This window comes from Hymenobacter qilianensis, assembly GCF_014489555.1.
GTDB classification, from domain to species: Bacteria; Bacteroidota; Bacteroidia; order Cytophagales; family Hymenobacteraceae; genus Hymenobacter; species Hymenobacter qilianensis.
Genome location: NZ_CP060784.1, coordinates 1510665 through 1525829, shown reverse-complemented (window position 1 = coordinate 1525829; position 15165 = coordinate 1510665). Strand labels below are relative to the sequence as shown.

The following is a 15165-nucleotide window of genomic DNA, read 5'->3' as shown; positions in this document are numbered from 1 at the left end:
CGCAAGTAAGTTGGGTAAGAAACATGCACCGCAAAATCGCGCAGATCGGGGCGGGCACGTACCGTCAGGTCATACTCGTCGGAGGTAAAGCCAGCGCCGGCCAGCTGAAACTCCGTGTTATTCTGGAGCTGCCGAAAATCATAGCTGTAGCGGTTGCCAGTGCCGGGCTCTTTGGTGAGGCGCCGCTCGCGGCCGTTGTAGCGGATGTTAATTTCATTGGGCAGCGCTTTGCCCTCTATCCGTACCTGTAGTTTAAAGTCCTCATTGCGAAAGGCTTGCAGCTTCTTGTTTTCAATAATGAACTCAAATGGCGCGGGGGCGAATACGCGCGTCGGTAATGCAAAATACGTCCAGTTCCCTGCACAAACAGGCTCGGATACACCAGAAGCACCCCTAGTACAATGGCAGCCGGCACGGCCACATATTTCCACAGCGGCCGGGTTTGCTCTTTTATCTTGATGCCTTCACTAAACTCCAAGCCTGTGAACTGCGCTGCCCGCTGCTCCAAGCTTGCCGCAATCAGGGCATTCTCGCGGGCCTGACCTTGCAGCTGCAAAGCGTTCAGGAGTTTATCCTGTACCTGAGGAAACAGTTCGCCCACGCGCTGGGCTGCTTGCTCATCAGAAAGCAGGCGGCGCAGGTTGGTGAGAGCCGCCAAGGGCTTCCAAATCCAGTGCAGGAAGGTGTACACCACCAAGCCCAAAAAGCCGAAAAGCAGACCGCCCCGCACCCAGGTAGGCAGGTAAAGGAAGTATTCCAGCAGGCTCAAAACCAAAAATAACGTCAGCAAAAGCCCCCCAGCCACCAGCGCACCGCGCACGAGCAGGTTGAGGTAAAACTTACGCTTAAACGCATCCAGCTGCCCGAGCACCTGTTGCAGGGCCGGCAAGCGAGTAGGTGTAGTTGCGTTGAATTCGGACACGGATTCTTTCTTCACAAGGTGTTAAAAACGCCTTTCCGGGCTGAGGAAAGATACGCATTAAAGCCGCGCGTGACTTGCGACACCATTCTATTTCGGAACGACAACCGCTGGGGGCAATTGTTCCAAGATAACGATGTGCCTGGCGTAAGCTCAGCGCTACAGTAGCTCCACGATGGCCGGGCAATGATCGGAGTGCACTACATCAGGCAAAAGACCGGCACTGGCCAGGCGCGGTTGCAGGGTGTCATCTACCAGCAGATGATCGAGGCGCCAGCCCACATTGCGGGCGCGGGCGCCGGCCCGATACGTCCACCACGAATAATGCCCCCCAGCGTCGCCGTGGTGGTGGCGAAACGAATCGGTGAAGCCATCGGCGAGAAAATCGGCAAACCAGCGCCGCTCCTCCGGCGTGAAGCCGGTGCTGTTCTGATTGGCCTTCGGGTTGTGCAAATCAAGTTCGCGCTGACAGCAATTGAAGTCGCCCACAATAACAAGGGGCGGCAACTCAGGCCGCAACTCCCGCACGTAGCTGCGGAAAAAATGCAGCCATTCGACTTTAAACGCCTGCCGCTCGGGGCCGCTGGTGCCGGAGGGCATGTATGTGTTCAGCACCGAGAAATCGTCAAAATCCAGCCGCAGGACCCTCCCTTCGCAGTCGTAGCACTCCGTATCGCAGCCAACGGCCACATGGTTGGGCCTATGCTTGGTAAACGTAGCTACGCCGCTGTAACCGGGCTTCACGGCCGGATGCAAGTATGCCTGGTAGCCCAGCGCCTCAAAGCCCGATACGTCGAGCGGTTCGCGGCCGGCTTTTATTTCCTGGAGGCAAAGTACGTCGGGAGCGGCCTCGCGCACCCAGTCAAGCAAGCCTTTGCTCAAAGCGGAGCGCAGACCATTGACGTTGTAGCTGATAATCTTCAAAAGTGAAATGGTGAAGTTGTGAAGTGGTAAATGTGAAGTAGTGATACTGTTGTTATCAATGCGCAAGTCGAACGACAAACTCACAATTTCACCACTTCACCATTTACTCCTTCATCCATTTATCAAAATATTCCAGAATGTGCCATTTCAGCATGCGCTCCTGCTCTTTCAGGTTGGCAAAAGGCACGGGCTGCAAGAGCTTATAGTGCGGCCAGCCATCCTCATCCACATGGTCCAACTCGTAGTGGCCCGAGAGGCTGAAGAGTCGGCAGGTAGCAATGTGCATGAGGTCCTGCTTCTGTTCTTTGGTGAACGGCCCGGCCCCCTGACCTAGTTCCTGCACGCCAATAAGCAGCAGCAACGCATTCAGATCCGGCTTTTTGCCAAAACGCTCCCGCATCTCATTCATCAACTGCCACCAGCGGGCCTCAAATTCGGCCTCCGTTTCCTGCGCGTCCATGCTTAGGCGTCGTGGGCGTGCGGTGGGGCGGCCGTTACAGCCTCTTCTTTCAGAGCTTCCCAATACTCCACGGCGCGCCGGAAGTGGGGAATCACGATGCTGCCACCGATGAGGTTAGCAATGGCAAACACCTCATAGATTTCTTCGTCATTTATACCTTCTTCGTGGCATTTGCCCAAGTGATATTTGATGCAATCATCGCAGCGCAGCACCATGGAGCAGGCCAGGCCCAGCATTTCCTTGGTCTTCACGTCGATGGCGCCGGCTTGGTAGGTGTTGGTGTCGAGGTTGAAAAAGCGCTTGATTACCTTGTTGTCGGCCGCCATGATCTTCTCGTTCATGCGCGCCCGGTAGTCGTTGAATTCAGTGACGATACTCATATTGTTGAAGGGAAATAAGTCGGAGGTGAAAATCTATAACACGAAAGTAGGCAGAAAAGGCCCGCTTAGTTGCTAGGCAGTGCTGCGCCCACTACCTTACTTTCTACCTATATTTCTATCTTTTTGTCGTTCTGGCTATGCGAATTATGCGGTTGTGGCGGGTTGGTTTGATGGTGTTTCTGGGGGCTACTTTTTTTACCTCTGGTATGGCAAAGCTCTACGCCGGTCACCATTTTCCCGGCTGGATTGGCCCCGTGTGGCTGATTGAAAAGCTACAGGCTTATCAGCTGGGCATGTACGCGGCCTTTATTGCGCTTAGTCAGGTCATAACTGGGTTCTTGCTGCTGACACGGAGGTTCTGGCTACTCGGTGCCATTGGGCTGGTACCTATGCTGCTCAACATTCTGCTAATCACCATTTCGCAGCAATGGGGCGCAACTTCCTACATAGTGGGCGTGCTGTTACTGATGGATTTGGCGCTGCTCCTATCTGAATATCCGCGTTTGCGCGTGCTGTGGGCCGATGTAGCGTATTCCCCTCCCACTACACTTCAGGCGAAGCCCACCCTGCCTGGTCACTTGCTTTGGTCGTTGGGCATTTTGCTGGTCATCAGCGGCATTCTCGTATCCTATCAGGCGCTTAGCTTGAGTTACTGGCTGGTGGCAGGTGGCTTACTGCTCGCCTGGCTGAGCCCTTTGGCCGACCGCCGCAAAACCGTGGCTACGTTTTTGCCCCCCACGCCTTCATGATCCGTACCGCCCTGTCCGACTTTGTTACCTTAATCTTTCCTCAGGTATGTCTGGCTTGCGAAGAGTCGTTGGCCCGCGGCGAAGATCATATCTGCACGGGTTGCCGCGCCCAGTTCCCTTACACAGACTATCACAAATTGCCCCCAAGCGAGAATCCATTGGCTCGCAAGTTCTGGGGAAAGCTGCCCGTACGTTACTCGCTTAGCTACCTGCGTTTTTTGCGGCGTGGCCGGGTACAGCATCTGCTGCATCAGCTTAAGTATCAGGGCCAGCGCGATATTGGGCGCGTATTAGGCCGCTGGTATGGCGCCGAACTAGCCGACCACGGCCTCGCTACCGATTTTGACCTGATTGTGCCTGTGCCGCTGCATCCGCGCAAGCTAGCCAAGCGCGGCTACAACCAATCGGATACGTTTGCCGAGGGCTTATCATTGAGTCTGGAGGTGCCGTGGAGTGCCGCCACGTTACAGCGTACAGAGTACACAACTTCCCAAACCCAGAAGAACCGCGCTGAGCGGTGGCAAAACGTAGCGGAGGTGTTTGAGGTAGCCAAGCCAGCGGACGTTGCAGATAAGCGCATCCTGCTCGTAGATGATGTGCTGACGACCGGCGCCACGCTCGAAGCTTGCGCGGCTGCGTTACTGGCCGCTGGCTGCCGAGAAGTCAGCATCGCAACCATTGCCTGCGCAGAGAACTAACCTTGGTTTGAAGGCCATATAAGTCTTACCTATTCACATCGCTTCCCAGCCAACATGGCTACAAAAAAAAGCCCCCAGCACTCGGCTGGGGGACTTTTTTTTAGTGTTAATCGACTGCTAAGTCAGATTACTTGTTTGAGCCAGCGTTAATCATGGCGCAGCGGAAACCGATAGCAGCAGTAGCTGAGTCTTCAGCCATGAAGCGACGGGTGCCGGGCGACAACCAATAGGCTACGTCCTTCCAAGATCCGCCTTTGTAGACACGCACGTGGTCGTCGATGAGCGACTGGTAGCCTTTCTTGTCGTAGCCGGTGCTGCTGCCGTTACCCGATTCTGCTGGGTCGAGGAAACCGTTCCGGCGGAAGGGGTTCAAATCTTCTACGTCCTCAAACGAGAGCGGACGATAAATATCTTGTACCCACTCGTTTACGTTGCCAGCCATATTATACAGGCCGTAATCGTTCGGAGGGTAGTTGTAGATATACTCCGTGATCATAGCGCCGTCGTTCAGGCTACCAGCAATACCGGCATAGTCACCACGGCCACGCTTGAAGTTAGCCAAGAACTGGCCCATCTTCTTACCATAGGGGTTACGCACCTGACGACCATCCCAAGGATAGATACGCTTGTTTTCCTGGTTCTCGTTGCCTACTTCCTGCGTGCCAACAAGGGCCTGAGCAGCGAATTCCCATTCAGCCTCGGTGGGCAGACGATAGTTAGGCAGCGTGTTACCATCTTCGATAGAAGGCTTTGCTGCGCCAGCACCTTCAGCTGCATCGGCTGCTTCGTCGGCAGCAGCGTTTTTCTTGCTGCGACCAAATAAGCCACCTTTTTTCTTGGTAGAGGTGCCTCCACCGCTAGCTAAGGTCTCGTTCACTTTGGCGGTGCGCCAAGTGCAATAGTCGTTGGCCTGCAACCAGCTTACACCTACTACTGGGAAGTAACGGAAACCGGGGTAGCGCAGGTAGTAATCTACGTACGGGTCGTTGAAGGAAAGCTCACGCGCCCAAACGGCGGTGTCAGGTAAAGCAGACTGATAAAATTCTTCTGCTGAGTCTTTACGCACAAAATGCAGATACTCCAACCAGTGAATGTTGGCTACTTCGGCCTCGTCCATATAGAACGATGCGATAGTAACCGTGCGCTCCACGTTGTCGCGGGTCATGGCCACGTCCTCTTCGGCTGAGCCGAGTACAGTGCGTCCACCTTCAATGAAGATCAGGCCCGGACCTTCTGGAATACCAGCGTAGTCAGATACCTTCATGCCCTCTTCGGTGTTGTACTCGATGCCCGTCGTGGAGCTGTACTTACCAGGTTTGGTGGCGGTCGGTGCCCCTTTACTGCAGGCAGCCAGCGCGCAGGCTCCCACGATGGCAAAGCGTAAGTATTTGGAAAGATTCATGATGTAATAGAAACTACCTGAGAGAAAATGATTTAGAGAAGGTAATTTGACGCAAGTTACTTATTTGTACTGTGGTTTAGAAAGCAGGAGTCGGGATAGCTTTAAAGTTGCGGTGCCGCAAACGGCGCCAGGCATCTTCTATCCGATCAAAATTGCGGACGCTGACCGAAAGTTCATGCGCGCCACCTAAATCGGCACTAAAATCACTCAAGCTGACATCGTAGCTATAGCCGAAGCGGAAAACGCCCGTGCTGATGCCGGCAATAGCTGCTATAATCTGCTGTGGCTGAGGAGCGCCGGGCAGCGGCATTCCCCGATACACGGCCCCGAGGGTAATTGGTGAAACGGTACCATACAGCCCAACTTCCGCCCGCTGCGAACCACCCTGCCGGGTGTAGCTGGCCGTACCGGTCAGGCTAATCTCACGAGTTTTGATGGGAGTGGAGGTGCGCACGAAATAATGTTTGTAACCGGTATTAAAGTTCAACCGCATTGGCAGCTTTGTTTGGGTTGCAAAACCCAGATCTGGCTGATTTAAGTGGTGTGCAGCAGCCCCTATCCAAAACCGTTCCGTATATAGCAAACCTCCTACCCCAATTGTAAGATAATTTACCGGAACCACGTCCAGAGTCTCTGCAGTGAGATTTCCAGTTAGGCCTTCATCCGAAAGTTGGTCGCCAAAAACAAGGTTTCCGTAGCTCACGCGCTGATTTCCGTAGCTGGCCTGCAAGCCCGCGCTTAAGCTTATATATTCCGTAAGACGAGTGTGATACGCATATAAGCCCCCACCTCAAAACGCGTGTAGCCGACGGAGCCCGTGCGGTCGTAGTTGAGCAAAAGGCCGACGGCGCTACGCTGGTTCCGCATGCGGTAGTCGGCGGCTAGCTGGCTGGTTTGGAAGGTGCCAGACAGGGTCGGGAATTGGTTTCGATAGTTAAGTGAAACGCTATAATCGTCGAGCAGGCCGGTAAAGGCTGGGTTGGTGTGCAAGCGCGTAGCGTAGGGCTGGGAGAAGTACAAGTCCTGAGCCTGCACCTTCGAGTGCAAGCCCATACTACAACCTACTGCCAACACTACCGGCGCCACAAAGCGACTCCAGGTACAACGAAGCCGCTGGGGGGCAAAAAAAGAAAGTAGAGGTAGACGCATAAAGAAAAACACTAACGCGCCACCTATCCCGTTTCGTACGCGGGACCCAGGTGGCGCAAGAAGTAAAAGGCACTCTTGCCCAATAAAGTAAGTTAAAATGTCCGTGGATCGAATGTTAATCTTAGCAATGTCCTTCAGGCTAACATTGCACTATTTTTGCCGATTCAGGATTTAAATCTCAGGTAGCACCCGCTCCGGTGGATGTGTTGAGCCCCGAACTTGTACACTTCTCCTGTTTCAAAGCCTCTTACTCATGCGTAAAATTTTTGTTGGCCTGCTGGTATTTTTAGTGGTGCTGGTGGCCGCTGTTGCCCTGGCGCCCCTTCTGTTCAAAGACAAAATCAAGCAAGCCCTGGATCGGCAGCTGGCTGAGCGCGTTGCGGCTAAGGTAGAGTACGATCCGGCCAATGTAAGCCTGAGCTTGTTCCGCACCTTCCCCGATCTGGCGCTCAGCATCGACAAGCTGCGCATAATCGGGCAAGATTCGTTTGCCCGCGATACGCTCGCCTACCTGCCGGCCTTTCGGGTGGGGCTTGATCTGATGAGTGTGGTGCGGGGCGAGCAGATCAAAATTAAGTCTATTCAGCTCGATCAGCCCGATATAAATCTGCGGGTGCTGAAAAGCGGGCGCGCCAACTGGGATATTTTCCTCTCTGACTCCACCCTGGCTACCCAAGGCAAGGATACAAGTCAGCTGAGCATCGCAATCAAGGGCTGGGAAATCGTGGGGGGCAAAATGCGCTACGAGGACCTCACTATTCCTTTTGCGGTGCAGGCCCACAACGTGAACCACACCGGCTCGGGCGACTTCACGCAGAATGTGTTCGATATGGTGTCGCAGACCACGGCCGATCGTTTCACGATGAACTACGCCGGCACCGATTATTTATCCAACACAAAGCTAAATGCCGACGTGACCATGGCCATGGACCTGGATAAGATGTTGTTCACGTTCAAAGACAACCAAGTGCGCGTCAATGAATTTCCGGCCAGCTTCGCTGGTACCATTGCCATGCCCCAGGACGCTATCAACTTCAACCTGACATTTAAAGCGCTCGAAACCGACTTCAAAAACATCCTGAGCATTGTACCCGGCGTGTTTACGGAGAAATTCAAAAATATTGAGACGGGGGGCAAAATGGCCTTCGATGGCTACTACAAAGGCACCATGGACGAGGTGAAGTCGCCGGGCTACGGAGTGAATCTGCAAGTTAAAGACGGCATGTTTAAATATCCCGATTTGCCGCAGGCCGCCCGCAACATCAACGTGAATATGGTGGTGGATAATCCTTCGGGCTTCACCAACAACGTGAAAGTGAGCGTGAAGCAGTTTCACCTCGATCTAGGCAAAAATCCCGTGGATGGCACCGTCGCCATCGATGGTCTGGAGCCGATGCGCGTGGACGGGCGCGTGAAAGCAAACGTGGATCTGGCGGAGATAATGAAGGTGTATCCAATTGAGGACTTGCTGCTCAGGGGGCAATTATTCGTGGATGCGACCGCCAAGGGCATTTATTCAACTACTCAAATGCCTGTGGTGCAAGCCGCTATGCGCCTGACCAATGGCTATGTGAAGTCCAAGCAATTTCCGGCACCTATTGAAAACCTGACGTTGAATGGTACCGTCACCAATACAACGGGCAAGCCCAACGACACGCGCCTGAATATTCCGCAGTTCCGTATGCTGCTGGATGGCGAGCCGCTGGAAGGCCGCATTGCTGCCCAGAACATCGACAAGCCCATCTTCGACACCAACGTGCGCGGCACGGTGGATTTAACCAAGCTGACCAAGATTTTCCCGCTGGAAGGCATGACCGTAACCGGGCGTCTGAACGGCGACATTGCTGCTAAGGGCAGCATGGCTGATATCGAAGCGGAGCGCTATCAGAACGTAGTGGCCTCGGGCACCGTGAATGCTCAGAACGTGACTTACAAAAGCGCTGACCTGCCCCAGGGCGTGAAAGTGACGCGCGCCACCGCCACGTTCAACAACGACAAGATTGTGCTGCAGAATATGAATGGCTTTGTGGGCAGCTCTGATATTGCCGCGTCGGGCACCATCAGCAACTATATGGGCTACTTGTTTACGCCGGGCCAGCCCTTGCGCGGCAACCTGACCGTGAACAGCAACCGCTTCAACGTGAATGAGTGGATGGTAGACGAGGTAACTGCCAAGCCTACGACCACCGCCAAGACCACCGCGCCCGCCCAGGCGCAAGGAGTGCTCCAAATCCCGAAATACTTCGACCTGACCTTGAATAGCAATGTTGGTCAAGTGGTGTATGATAACCTCAAGCTCGACGATGTGAAGGGCACCGTAGTCGTCCGCGACGAAGCCGTGCGCATGGATGGGCTGACCTTCAATACGCTGGGGGGCAATTTTGCCACTACCGGCAGCTATAGCAGCAAAGATTTGCAGCACCCCAAGTTTAACCTAGGGCTCAACATCAAAAACCTGAATTTCCAGAACGCTTTTCAGGCCTTCAACTCCGTGAAAACGCTGGTGCCCCTGGCCGCCAATCTGGAAGGAATTTTCTCTACTAATTTCAACGTAAGCGGCGAAATGGGCCCGGATATGATGCCCGTGTATAGCTCCCTTACCGGCAAAGGCTTATTTGAGGTAGTGCGCGCCGCCGTTAGTGGCTCCGAGGTAATGGACAAGATTAGCGCCCTCACCCAGTTTCAGGAGTTGAAGAAGTTTGTGGTCGAAAACAAAGATGTAGCCGCTGAACTGCTCAACGGCAACTTCATTGTAAAGCCGTTTGATGTGAATGTGGGTCAGATCAAGATGACCGTAGGCGGCTCCAACAACGTGAACGGCAACCTCGAATACGTAACTGCCCTGAATGTGCCCACCGGCAAGCTGGGCAATCAGCTCAACGCCCGCCTCACCTCGCTTACCGGCGTCCAAAACCTGGAAGGCACCGAGCGCGTGACCCTTGGCCTCACGATTGGCGGCACCGTCAAGAATCCGCAGGTGAAACTGAACAGCGGTAGTGTGAAGGCGCAGGCCAAAGACCTGGTGCAGAACATTGTGCAAGCCAAAGTGACCGATGCTAAATCACAATTGCAGGCCCGCGCGCAGGTGGCGCAGGACAGCCTGCAGCGTGATTTGGCCCGCAAGCAGCAGGATTTGCAGGAAAAGGCACGACTTGAAATCGAGAAAAAGCGCCTCGAAGCCGAAACCAAGATTCGTAGCCAGGCCAAAGACAAGCTTAACGGTATTCTGTTTGGCAAGCCCAAAACTCGCCCCACTGAAACGACGGAGCCCGCCACCACTACCCCAGAGCCATCTCCGGCTGATACTACGAGCACAGGCAATAGGTAAACCTTTTGTCTACAAAAAAGCCCCCACCAGCAGCCGGTGGGGGCTTTTTTATTTGGTAAGGTTTAGCAGATGTCTATTCAGCCTCCTTTTCAGTTTAAAAGTATATTTATTTCTTTAGGATATAATAAATCTAATAGTTCTGGCTTGAATATGGCTAGCGTATTCTTCAGCCACTCAAGCCTCGTTCTCCCTTTTTCATCCGCTTTCTCTTATGAAAATCCCTCATTACCTGCCCATTGTATTACTTGCTGGGCTTACATTGGCGAGCTGCGCCGATGACAAAAGCAGCAACGCTACCAAGCTGCAAATCCGCCTGACGGATGCGCCCGGCGACTTCCAGAAAGTATTGCTGGATGTTCGTCAGATTGAAGTGCACCTCAAGGACGAGCAAAGCGCTGATGGCTGGGAGCTGCTGCCTTTTACGCCCCAAACGCTGAATGTACTCGACTACGTAAACGGCCGCTCCGCACTGCTGGTAGATACTGACTTCGAGCCCGGCGATCTGAAAGAAATTCGTTTGGTACTCGGTCCGAATAGCACCGTGACGACCCGTGACGGACAGATCTATGAACTTAAAACGCCTAGCGGCCAGACTTCCGGCGTCAAGCTGAAGCTTGATAATGCGACGCTGCGGGAGCGTGAAACCTTCCAGCTTCTGCTCGACTTCGACGTGGCCAAGTCGATTGTGCAGCGCGGCAACTGGCGCCCCGGCGTCGATAAGAAAGAGCGCTTTCTGCTGAAGCCGGTCATCCGGGTTATCGCTCAGGATATTGCCGGCGGCCTGCGCGGCACCGTTACGCCCAGCGCGTCTTTGCCCCAAATACTGGCTATCCGCGCTTCTATCACGCCAGCCGATACGTTCAGCACCTCCGCTGACGCATCAGGCGGATATCAATTAAGTAGCTTGCCATCAGGTGTTTACCGCGTGGAGTTTTTCCCCACCACTACGGCTCCCACTGGTCAGCCCACTTACAAAAACGTGGTTCGTACCGACATTACCGTTACTAATAATCAGGTAACTGAGCTGGGCCAGACCAAGCTTGATTAAGTCTGATTCAAGTTCAAAAAAGCCCCCAGATACTTTCTGGGGGCTTTTTTGTTCGTAAACAACGTGTTCGGAAAGCCAAGCTGCACTTACTTGGCACTCAGCGCCGGCTCCAGTGCCCGCACCAGTTCCAGCAGCTCCAGTTGCGTCGATTGCGTTTTGTCGTGGGCGTACCAGCTGTGGAGTTGTGTAGCAAAGTCTTCGAAAGGCAGATTCTGACTTTTTAACTCCCGAAACATGGTCTGCGCGGGCGCCGGGCGCGGGCCCCACGTGGCGGCTTCGGTGAGCGTATCGGCGTGCAACACAATGAGTTTGGGAATAGAGCGCCCGCCATCCGTGAGGTAAATATCCATAAGATCCAGGTTCTCGTCGCGCAACAGATACCGTGATTCCAACTTACCATTGCTGGCTTGCACAATCGCCTCGATTGCGGGCACAATCTGCGCCGCGTCGCCGCACCAGCCTTCGGTGAGCGTCAGCCACACGTACTTGTTTTGCAAATTGGCTAAGGCTTCGCGCAGCTCAGGGAGCAGCACAATGGTTTTGTCTACGCGGCGCATACGCTGCACATTCAGGCGAGCGTACTGCAGAATTTGCTCCGTTTGATTGGTGCCAGTCGTGAGGTTTTGGGCCATCAGCTCATCAATAAGCTGGCGGTAAGAGGCATAAGTATAAGCTGAGGCCAAGCGCTCAGGAGCCAAAACAGGAGAAAGGGGAGCAGACATAGACAGGGTGTTAAGTAGAATAGCTGGATAACAAACAAAAACCCTTCTGGTAGGCAAGCCAGAAGGGTTTTTACGTAAGCGTAACAAACTCAGGAGCTATAAGCTCACGGTTTCCTTCGCTGACAACTCGCGGCAGTAGGTGATAAAGTCAGTATTGATAGGCTCTAACCCATTGTCGCGCAGACGGGTAGCTACCTGGCCGCGGTGATAGTTGGCGTGCACATGCACGTGCGTCAGCACGTCGGATACCTGGCTCACGTAAGCGTCGCCCACTGAGTTGGTATAAGTGATGGTGCGGTACAGTTCGGTGTCGTCGGCGGCCTGGGCCATCTGAAGCAGGCGGTTGGAGGTTTGGGCGTGCAGCTGGTGTAAGCCTTCCAGCGTGTGCTCCTGCCACACTTTCACCGGGCTTTGCGTGTCGGTGAGGCGCGCAATCCAGATAGCCTGTGCGTTGAGCACGTGGCTAAACAGGCGCAGGGCTACGGCCGGAATTTCGGCGCCGCCCGCTACTGCTTTATCCAGGTGAGCAAGCAATGTATCATTGGCCCACACATTATAAGCGGCCAGTTTTTCGATGGTGTTAATCATGGGAGTTTAATGATGAAAACGGATTAGAAATCAACCGTAGCAAATGGCTTTCGAAAAGTAATTGAGAGCCGAGGACAAGGCGCAAATTTATTTGAAACCAAGTAGAACAGCCTACCTGGGATCTTGCCAGATCAGTCTTTCGCGCGATCTTTTCTGAAGAAAGTCAGAGCATTTGCCATCTCCTTTGCCCGTAATGCCACCATCGGGCTGGCAAATGATTTTGCCATCGGCCGCATAAAGCGTAGTGAAAAAGTCGCAGCAGGGAGCCGTTTCATAGTACACCACCTGGTCGTTGTAGAGGTAGCGGAATACCTGTACGGGTGGGTTGGTGGGTTCTTCGGCCAGTATTTTTCGAATACGCTCCTTTAGCCAGGCTGGCTGCCGCGTGGTATCAGCTATAGCTGAGCGAGCGGGCGTGGGCATCACCGTGTTGGCGCTGGTTGGCGCGGGAGTGCTGGTGCCCGATACGCTGCCCGTCACGGGAGGATCGGTGGGCGTGGTTACGTTCACACCAGTCTGACAACCTGCTGCTAGCAAGGTCATCATCATGAGGGAAGTAAAGAGTAAAGCAGAGCGCATAGGGAGCAAAAGGAAGCAATGAGCAAAAAGCAATAGGCTACTTGCGAGGCACACGTTCCGTTTAAGGTAGGCCCATAATCGGAACAGTAGTTCTTACGCCGCGCTTTGCTAATTGTTCTTTAGGCCTGGTTCGCGCTACTCAACTAAAGCCCATACCTGGGGGGCAAATATGAGCGCCCCAACGACTACAGCGGCCAGTGCTGCCAGCAAAACGGCCCCCGCAGCTACATCCTTGGCCTTTCCGGCCAACGGATGATACTCCGGCGACACCAGATCCGTCAGCGCCTCGATGGCCGTATTCGCCAGCTCCGCCGTCCAGACGGTGCCCACGGCCAAGGCCACGAGCGCCCACTCCGTCCGGCTGATGCCAAAGTAGAATCCCAAACCAATCACGACCACCGTCGCCAGCGCGTGAAAGCGCAGATGCACCTCCGAGCGCAGCGCCGCGGCCACGCCCCGAAAGGCGTGCCCGAAGCTGTCGACGCGGCGTCGTAGCAGGCTGCGCTGGTTGGGGGGCAAATCAGGCATGAGGTTCGAAATCCTGGAAGGTAGTGGTGCGCAGCTGATGCCATTCCGGTTTCAGAACGCTGAAAATGACGGTGTCGCGCCGGCGTCCGCCCTGGGTGTAGCGGTGGCTGCGCAGGGTGCCTTCCTCCGTCGCTCCCATGCGCCGCATCGCCGCCTGCGACTTCAGGTTATGGGTATCGGTTTCCAACTCTACCCGCTCGCAGCCCAGTACGTCAAACGCATGCCGAAACAGCAAATGCTTCGCCGCCCGATTCAGGCCGCTGCGCTGGAAGTCTGTGCCCACCCACGTATAGCCAATAGATAAGCGGGCATCATCCAGATAGATATTGTAATAGCTGCTGCTGCCGGCTACCCGGTTCGTTTGCTTATCCACTATCACGAAAGGGTAGCGCTGCTGCTGCTCGCGGCCCTGCACTGCCGCCGCAATGTAAGCGGCCAGACCTATGCGGTCGTCGCCGCGGGTAAGCGTAAACTGCCACAACTCAGGGTCGAAAGCGACGGGTTGCAACGCCTCAAAGTCGTCAGCCGTTAAGGGGCGCAGTTGGGCCCGGTTATTTTCAAGAAGTATGTCTTGGGCGAAATTCATAGAGAGGGCAGATGCGTGAAAGACAGCCCTAAAGATGCTGGAAAAAAGAAAAGCTACCACTCCCGGACGAAGTAGCGAATTTCATAGAAGCATAAGCTTAGTTAAAACCCCAGCCCTTGCAAAAGCAGCTGGTACTCGGCAGGAGGTAAATGCCCCCGCTGGCCTGCGGGTGACCATGGGCAAAGTTAGCGGGTGGGGTAGCGCCAATCCGGGCAAACGCCGCCCGCAGCATATCCGGAATATGAAGGTCGCGGCTGGCAGCGCGCCCCGATATAGCCACGGCACCATCTGGCAAATAGCCCAGGTTAGCGCATAGCACCACTCTATCGGGCAGGCGCTGAATCCATTGCTGAGCAACGAGCGGATGAATCTGGCAGGGCGAATTGATGGTAATAATTGCCACCGACGCGGCATCCGGCCCTTTTGGTGGGAACTTGGGGGGCATTTTGCGGGCAACGGCCAGCTCGGCTGCTACTTCCGCCCGGTAGGCGGCCAGCGTAGCATCCTGCGCTAAAGCCCGCGGGTTATCATCGTGCAATAGATACTGTAAGGGTAAATCCAGGTCGAAAGCGCCGGCGCGGCGGGCCGCATTGCACATGGCTACGGCTTCCTTGAGCCACTTGGCGGTATGCTGCTTTTTAGTTTCGGCTAGCGGCGGCCACGGCGCCTGGTCGCCCAAATCGGAGAGAATACCAATGGCGGCCACCCAACGCAAGTCTGTCATTTCGGTCTCAGTAGCCAGCAACTCATACGCCAGCCAAGCCGAGCAGGGAACTGGCTCTAGGCCGTAGCCGGTGAGCACCGTAGCACCAGCCGGCGGCTGACCTTCGGGAATGTGATGATCCACGTAAAGCACAGGTACGCCATCGGTTTCCAGAGTCCCATTTTCATGCACGCCCAGGTCTGTGACGATAAGCGCGTCGGGTTTGAAGGCTAACAGCTTCTCACGCACCGCCGGAGTCAGAAAGGCGTTTTCACCCTTGCCTGATGGCAAAACTTCTACGTCCCAACTGGCATTAATTCGATTCAGCCCGCGCCCAAATAAGCCCCCGCAGCCAATCCGTCTGCATCGAAATGGCAAAAAACAACTACGCGGCCTGCATCA

Annotated in this window: 15 protein-coding genes and 1 pseudogene; 4 read left to right on the top strand and 12 right to left on the bottom strand. The window is 54.7% G+C overall.

Going from position 1 to position 15165, the window contains the following annotated elements; all coding sequences use genetic code 11:
• Positions 1-235: 235 nt before the first annotated feature.
• The 4 genes from H9L05_RS25970 to H9L05_RS07005 form a co-directional block, all read right to left on the bottom strand.
• Complete coding sequence (locus H9L05_RS25970) at positions 236-937, bottom strand: hypothetical protein (RefSeq protein ID WP_317175141.1); 702 nt, start codon at positions 935-937, stop codon at positions 236-238.
• Positions 938-1078: 141 nt separating this feature from the next.
• Positions 1079-1921, bottom strand: coding sequence for an exodeoxyribonuclease III (locus H9L05_RS07015; RefSeq protein ID WP_308421993.1), 843 nt, complete (start codon positions 1919-1921; stop codon positions 1079-1081).
• 25 nt (positions 1922-1946) lie between these two features.
• Positions 1947-2303, bottom strand: a complete 357-nt coding sequence (locus tag H9L05_RS07010) for a hypothetical protein (protein WP_187733572.1) — start codon at positions 2301-2303, stop codon at positions 1947-1949.
• A gap of 2 nt (positions 2304-2305) precedes the next feature.
• On the bottom strand, positions 2306-2683 hold the full coding sequence (locus tag H9L05_RS07005) for a carboxymuconolactone decarboxylase family protein (protein ID WP_187733571.1): 378 nt from the start codon (positions 2681-2683) through the stop codon (positions 2306-2308).
• A gap of 206 nt (positions 2684-2889) precedes the next feature.
• On the opposite strand from H9L05_RS07005, the gene H9L05_RS07000 reads away from it, so the two are divergent.
• Positions 2890-3432 (top strand): hypothetical protein, encoded by a 543-nt coding sequence (locus H9L05_RS07000; protein ID WP_187733570.1) that lies wholly within the window; start codon positions 2890-2892, stop codon positions 3430-3432.
• Positions 3429-4130 carry a ComF family protein gene (locus H9L05_RS06995; protein WP_187733569.1) on the top strand — a complete coding sequence of 234 codons (702 nt, stop codon included), beginning with the start codon at positions 3429-3431 and terminating at the stop codon, positions 4128-4130. The genes H9L05_RS07000 and H9L05_RS06995 overlap by 4 nt, the downstream gene beginning before the upstream one ends.
• Positions 4131-4257: 127 nt before the next feature.
• Here the strand turns inward: H9L05_RS06995 and H9L05_RS06990 are convergent, their stop codons facing one another.
• Both H9L05_RS06990 and H9L05_RS06985 read right to left on the bottom strand, forming a co-directional pair.
• Positions 4258-5532 (bottom strand): SUMF1/EgtB/PvdO family nonheme iron enzyme, encoded by a 1275-nt coding sequence (locus tag H9L05_RS06990; protein ID WP_187733568.1) that lies wholly within the window; start codon positions 5530-5532, stop codon positions 4258-4260.
• A gap of 76 nt (positions 5533-5608) precedes the next feature.
• Positions 5609-6585, bottom strand: a pseudogene (locus H9L05_RS06985) (PorP/SprF family type IX secretion system membrane protein).
• 349 nt (positions 6586-6934) lie between these two features.
• Between H9L05_RS06985 and H9L05_RS06975 the strand changes: the two are divergent.
• Together H9L05_RS06975 and H9L05_RS06970 are read left to right on the top strand one after the other, a co-directional pair.
• On the top strand, positions 6935-10009 hold the full coding sequence (locus tag H9L05_RS06975) for an AsmA family protein (RefSeq protein ID WP_187733566.1): 3075 nt from the start codon (positions 6935-6937) through the stop codon (positions 10007-10009).
• Positions 10010-10220: 211 nt separating this feature from the next.
• Entirely contained in the window at positions 10221-11057 is an 837-nt protein-coding gene (locus H9L05_RS06970; RefSeq protein WP_187733565.1) for a DUF4382 domain-containing protein, read from the top strand.
• 86 nt (positions 11058-11143) lie between these two features.
• On the opposite strand, the gene H9L05_RS06965 is transcribed toward H9L05_RS06970, so the two are convergent.
• The 6 genes from H9L05_RS06965 to H9L05_RS06940 all read right to left on the bottom strand — a co-directional run bounded on the left by H9L05_RS06965 (position 11144) and on the right by H9L05_RS06940 (position 15054).
• Entirely contained in the window at positions 11144-11779 is a 636-nt protein-coding gene (locus tag H9L05_RS06965; protein ID WP_187733564.1) for a thioredoxin family protein, read from the bottom strand.
• Positions 11780-11875: 96 nt separating this feature from the next.
• A complete protein-coding gene (locus H9L05_RS06960) occupies positions 11876-12367 on the bottom strand; it encodes a DinB family protein (protein WP_187733563.1) in 492 nt (163 codons plus the stop codon).
• 111 nt (positions 12368-12478) lie between these two features.
• The gene (locus tag H9L05_RS06955; protein WP_187733562.1) at positions 12479-12946 is read right to left on the bottom strand and encodes a DUF6970 domain-containing protein; all 468 of its coding nucleotides are present in this window, start codon (positions 12944-12946) and stop codon (positions 12479-12481) included.
• Positions 12947-13081: 135 nt separating this feature from the next.
• Positions 13082-13474: a diacylglycerol kinase family protein gene (locus tag H9L05_RS06950; protein ID WP_187733561.1), complete on the bottom strand. Its 393-nt coding sequence runs from the start codon at positions 13472-13474 to the stop codon at positions 13082-13084.
• On the bottom strand, positions 13467-14060 hold the full coding sequence (locus H9L05_RS06945) for a GNAT family N-acetyltransferase (protein ID WP_187733560.1): 594 nt from the start codon (positions 14058-14060) through the stop codon (positions 13467-13469). The genes H9L05_RS06950 and H9L05_RS06945 overlap by 8 nt, the downstream gene beginning before the upstream one ends.
• A 97-nt stretch (positions 14061-14157) precedes the next feature.
• The gene (locus H9L05_RS06940; RefSeq protein WP_187733559.1) at positions 14158-15054 is read right to left on the bottom strand and encodes a DHH family phosphoesterase; all 897 of its coding nucleotides are present in this window, start codon (positions 15052-15054) and stop codon (positions 14158-14160) included.
• Between the last annotated feature and the right edge of the window lie 111 nt (positions 15055-15165).

Bases quoted from the DNA above. Each gene is read 5' to 3' on its own strand.
- H9L05_RS06995 (WP_187733569.1), top strand. From the start codon at position 3,429: ATGATCCGTACCGCCCTGTCCGACTTTGTTACCTTAATCTTTCCTCAG.
- H9L05_RS07010 (WP_187733572.1), bottom strand. From the start codon at position 2,303: ATGGACGCGCAGGAAACGGAGGCCGAATTTGAGGCCCGCTGGTGGCAG.
- H9L05_RS06975 (WP_187733566.1), top strand. From the start codon at position 6,935: ATGCGTAAAATTTTTGTTGGCCTGCTGGTATTTTTAGTGGTGCTGGTG.
- H9L05_RS07005 (WP_187733571.1), bottom strand. From the start codon at position 2,683: ATGAGTATCGTCACTGAATTCAACGACTACCGGGCGCGCATGAACGAG.
- H9L05_RS06950 (WP_187733561.1), bottom strand. From the start codon at position 13,474: ATGCCTGATTTGCCCCCCAACCAGCGCAGCCTGCTACGACGCCGCGTC.
- H9L05_RS06945 (WP_187733560.1), bottom strand. From the start codon at position 14,060: ATGAATTTCGCCCAAGACATACTTCTTGAAAATAACCGGGCCCAACTG.
- H9L05_RS06970 (WP_187733565.1), top strand. From the start codon at position 10,221: ATGAAAATCCCTCATTACCTGCCCATTGTATTACTTGCTGGGCTTACA.
- H9L05_RS06960 (WP_187733563.1), bottom strand. From the start codon at position 12,367: ATGATTAACACCATCGAAAAACTGGCCGCTTATAATGTGTGGGCCAAT.
- H9L05_RS06955 (WP_187733562.1), bottom strand. From the start codon at position 12,946: ATGCGCTCTGCTTTACTCTTTACTTCCCTCATGATGATGACCTTGCTA.
- H9L05_RS06965 (WP_187733564.1), bottom strand. From the start codon at position 11,779: ATGTCTGCTCCCCTTTCTCCTGTTTTGGCTCCTGAGCGCTTGGCCTCA.
- H9L05_RS07000 (WP_187733570.1), top strand. From the start codon at position 2,890: ATGGCAAAGCTCTACGCCGGTCACCATTTTCCCGGCTGGATTGGCCCC.
- H9L05_RS06990 (WP_187733568.1), bottom strand. From the start codon at position 5,532: ATGAATCTTTCCAAATACTTACGCTTTGCCATCGTGGGAGCCTGCGCG.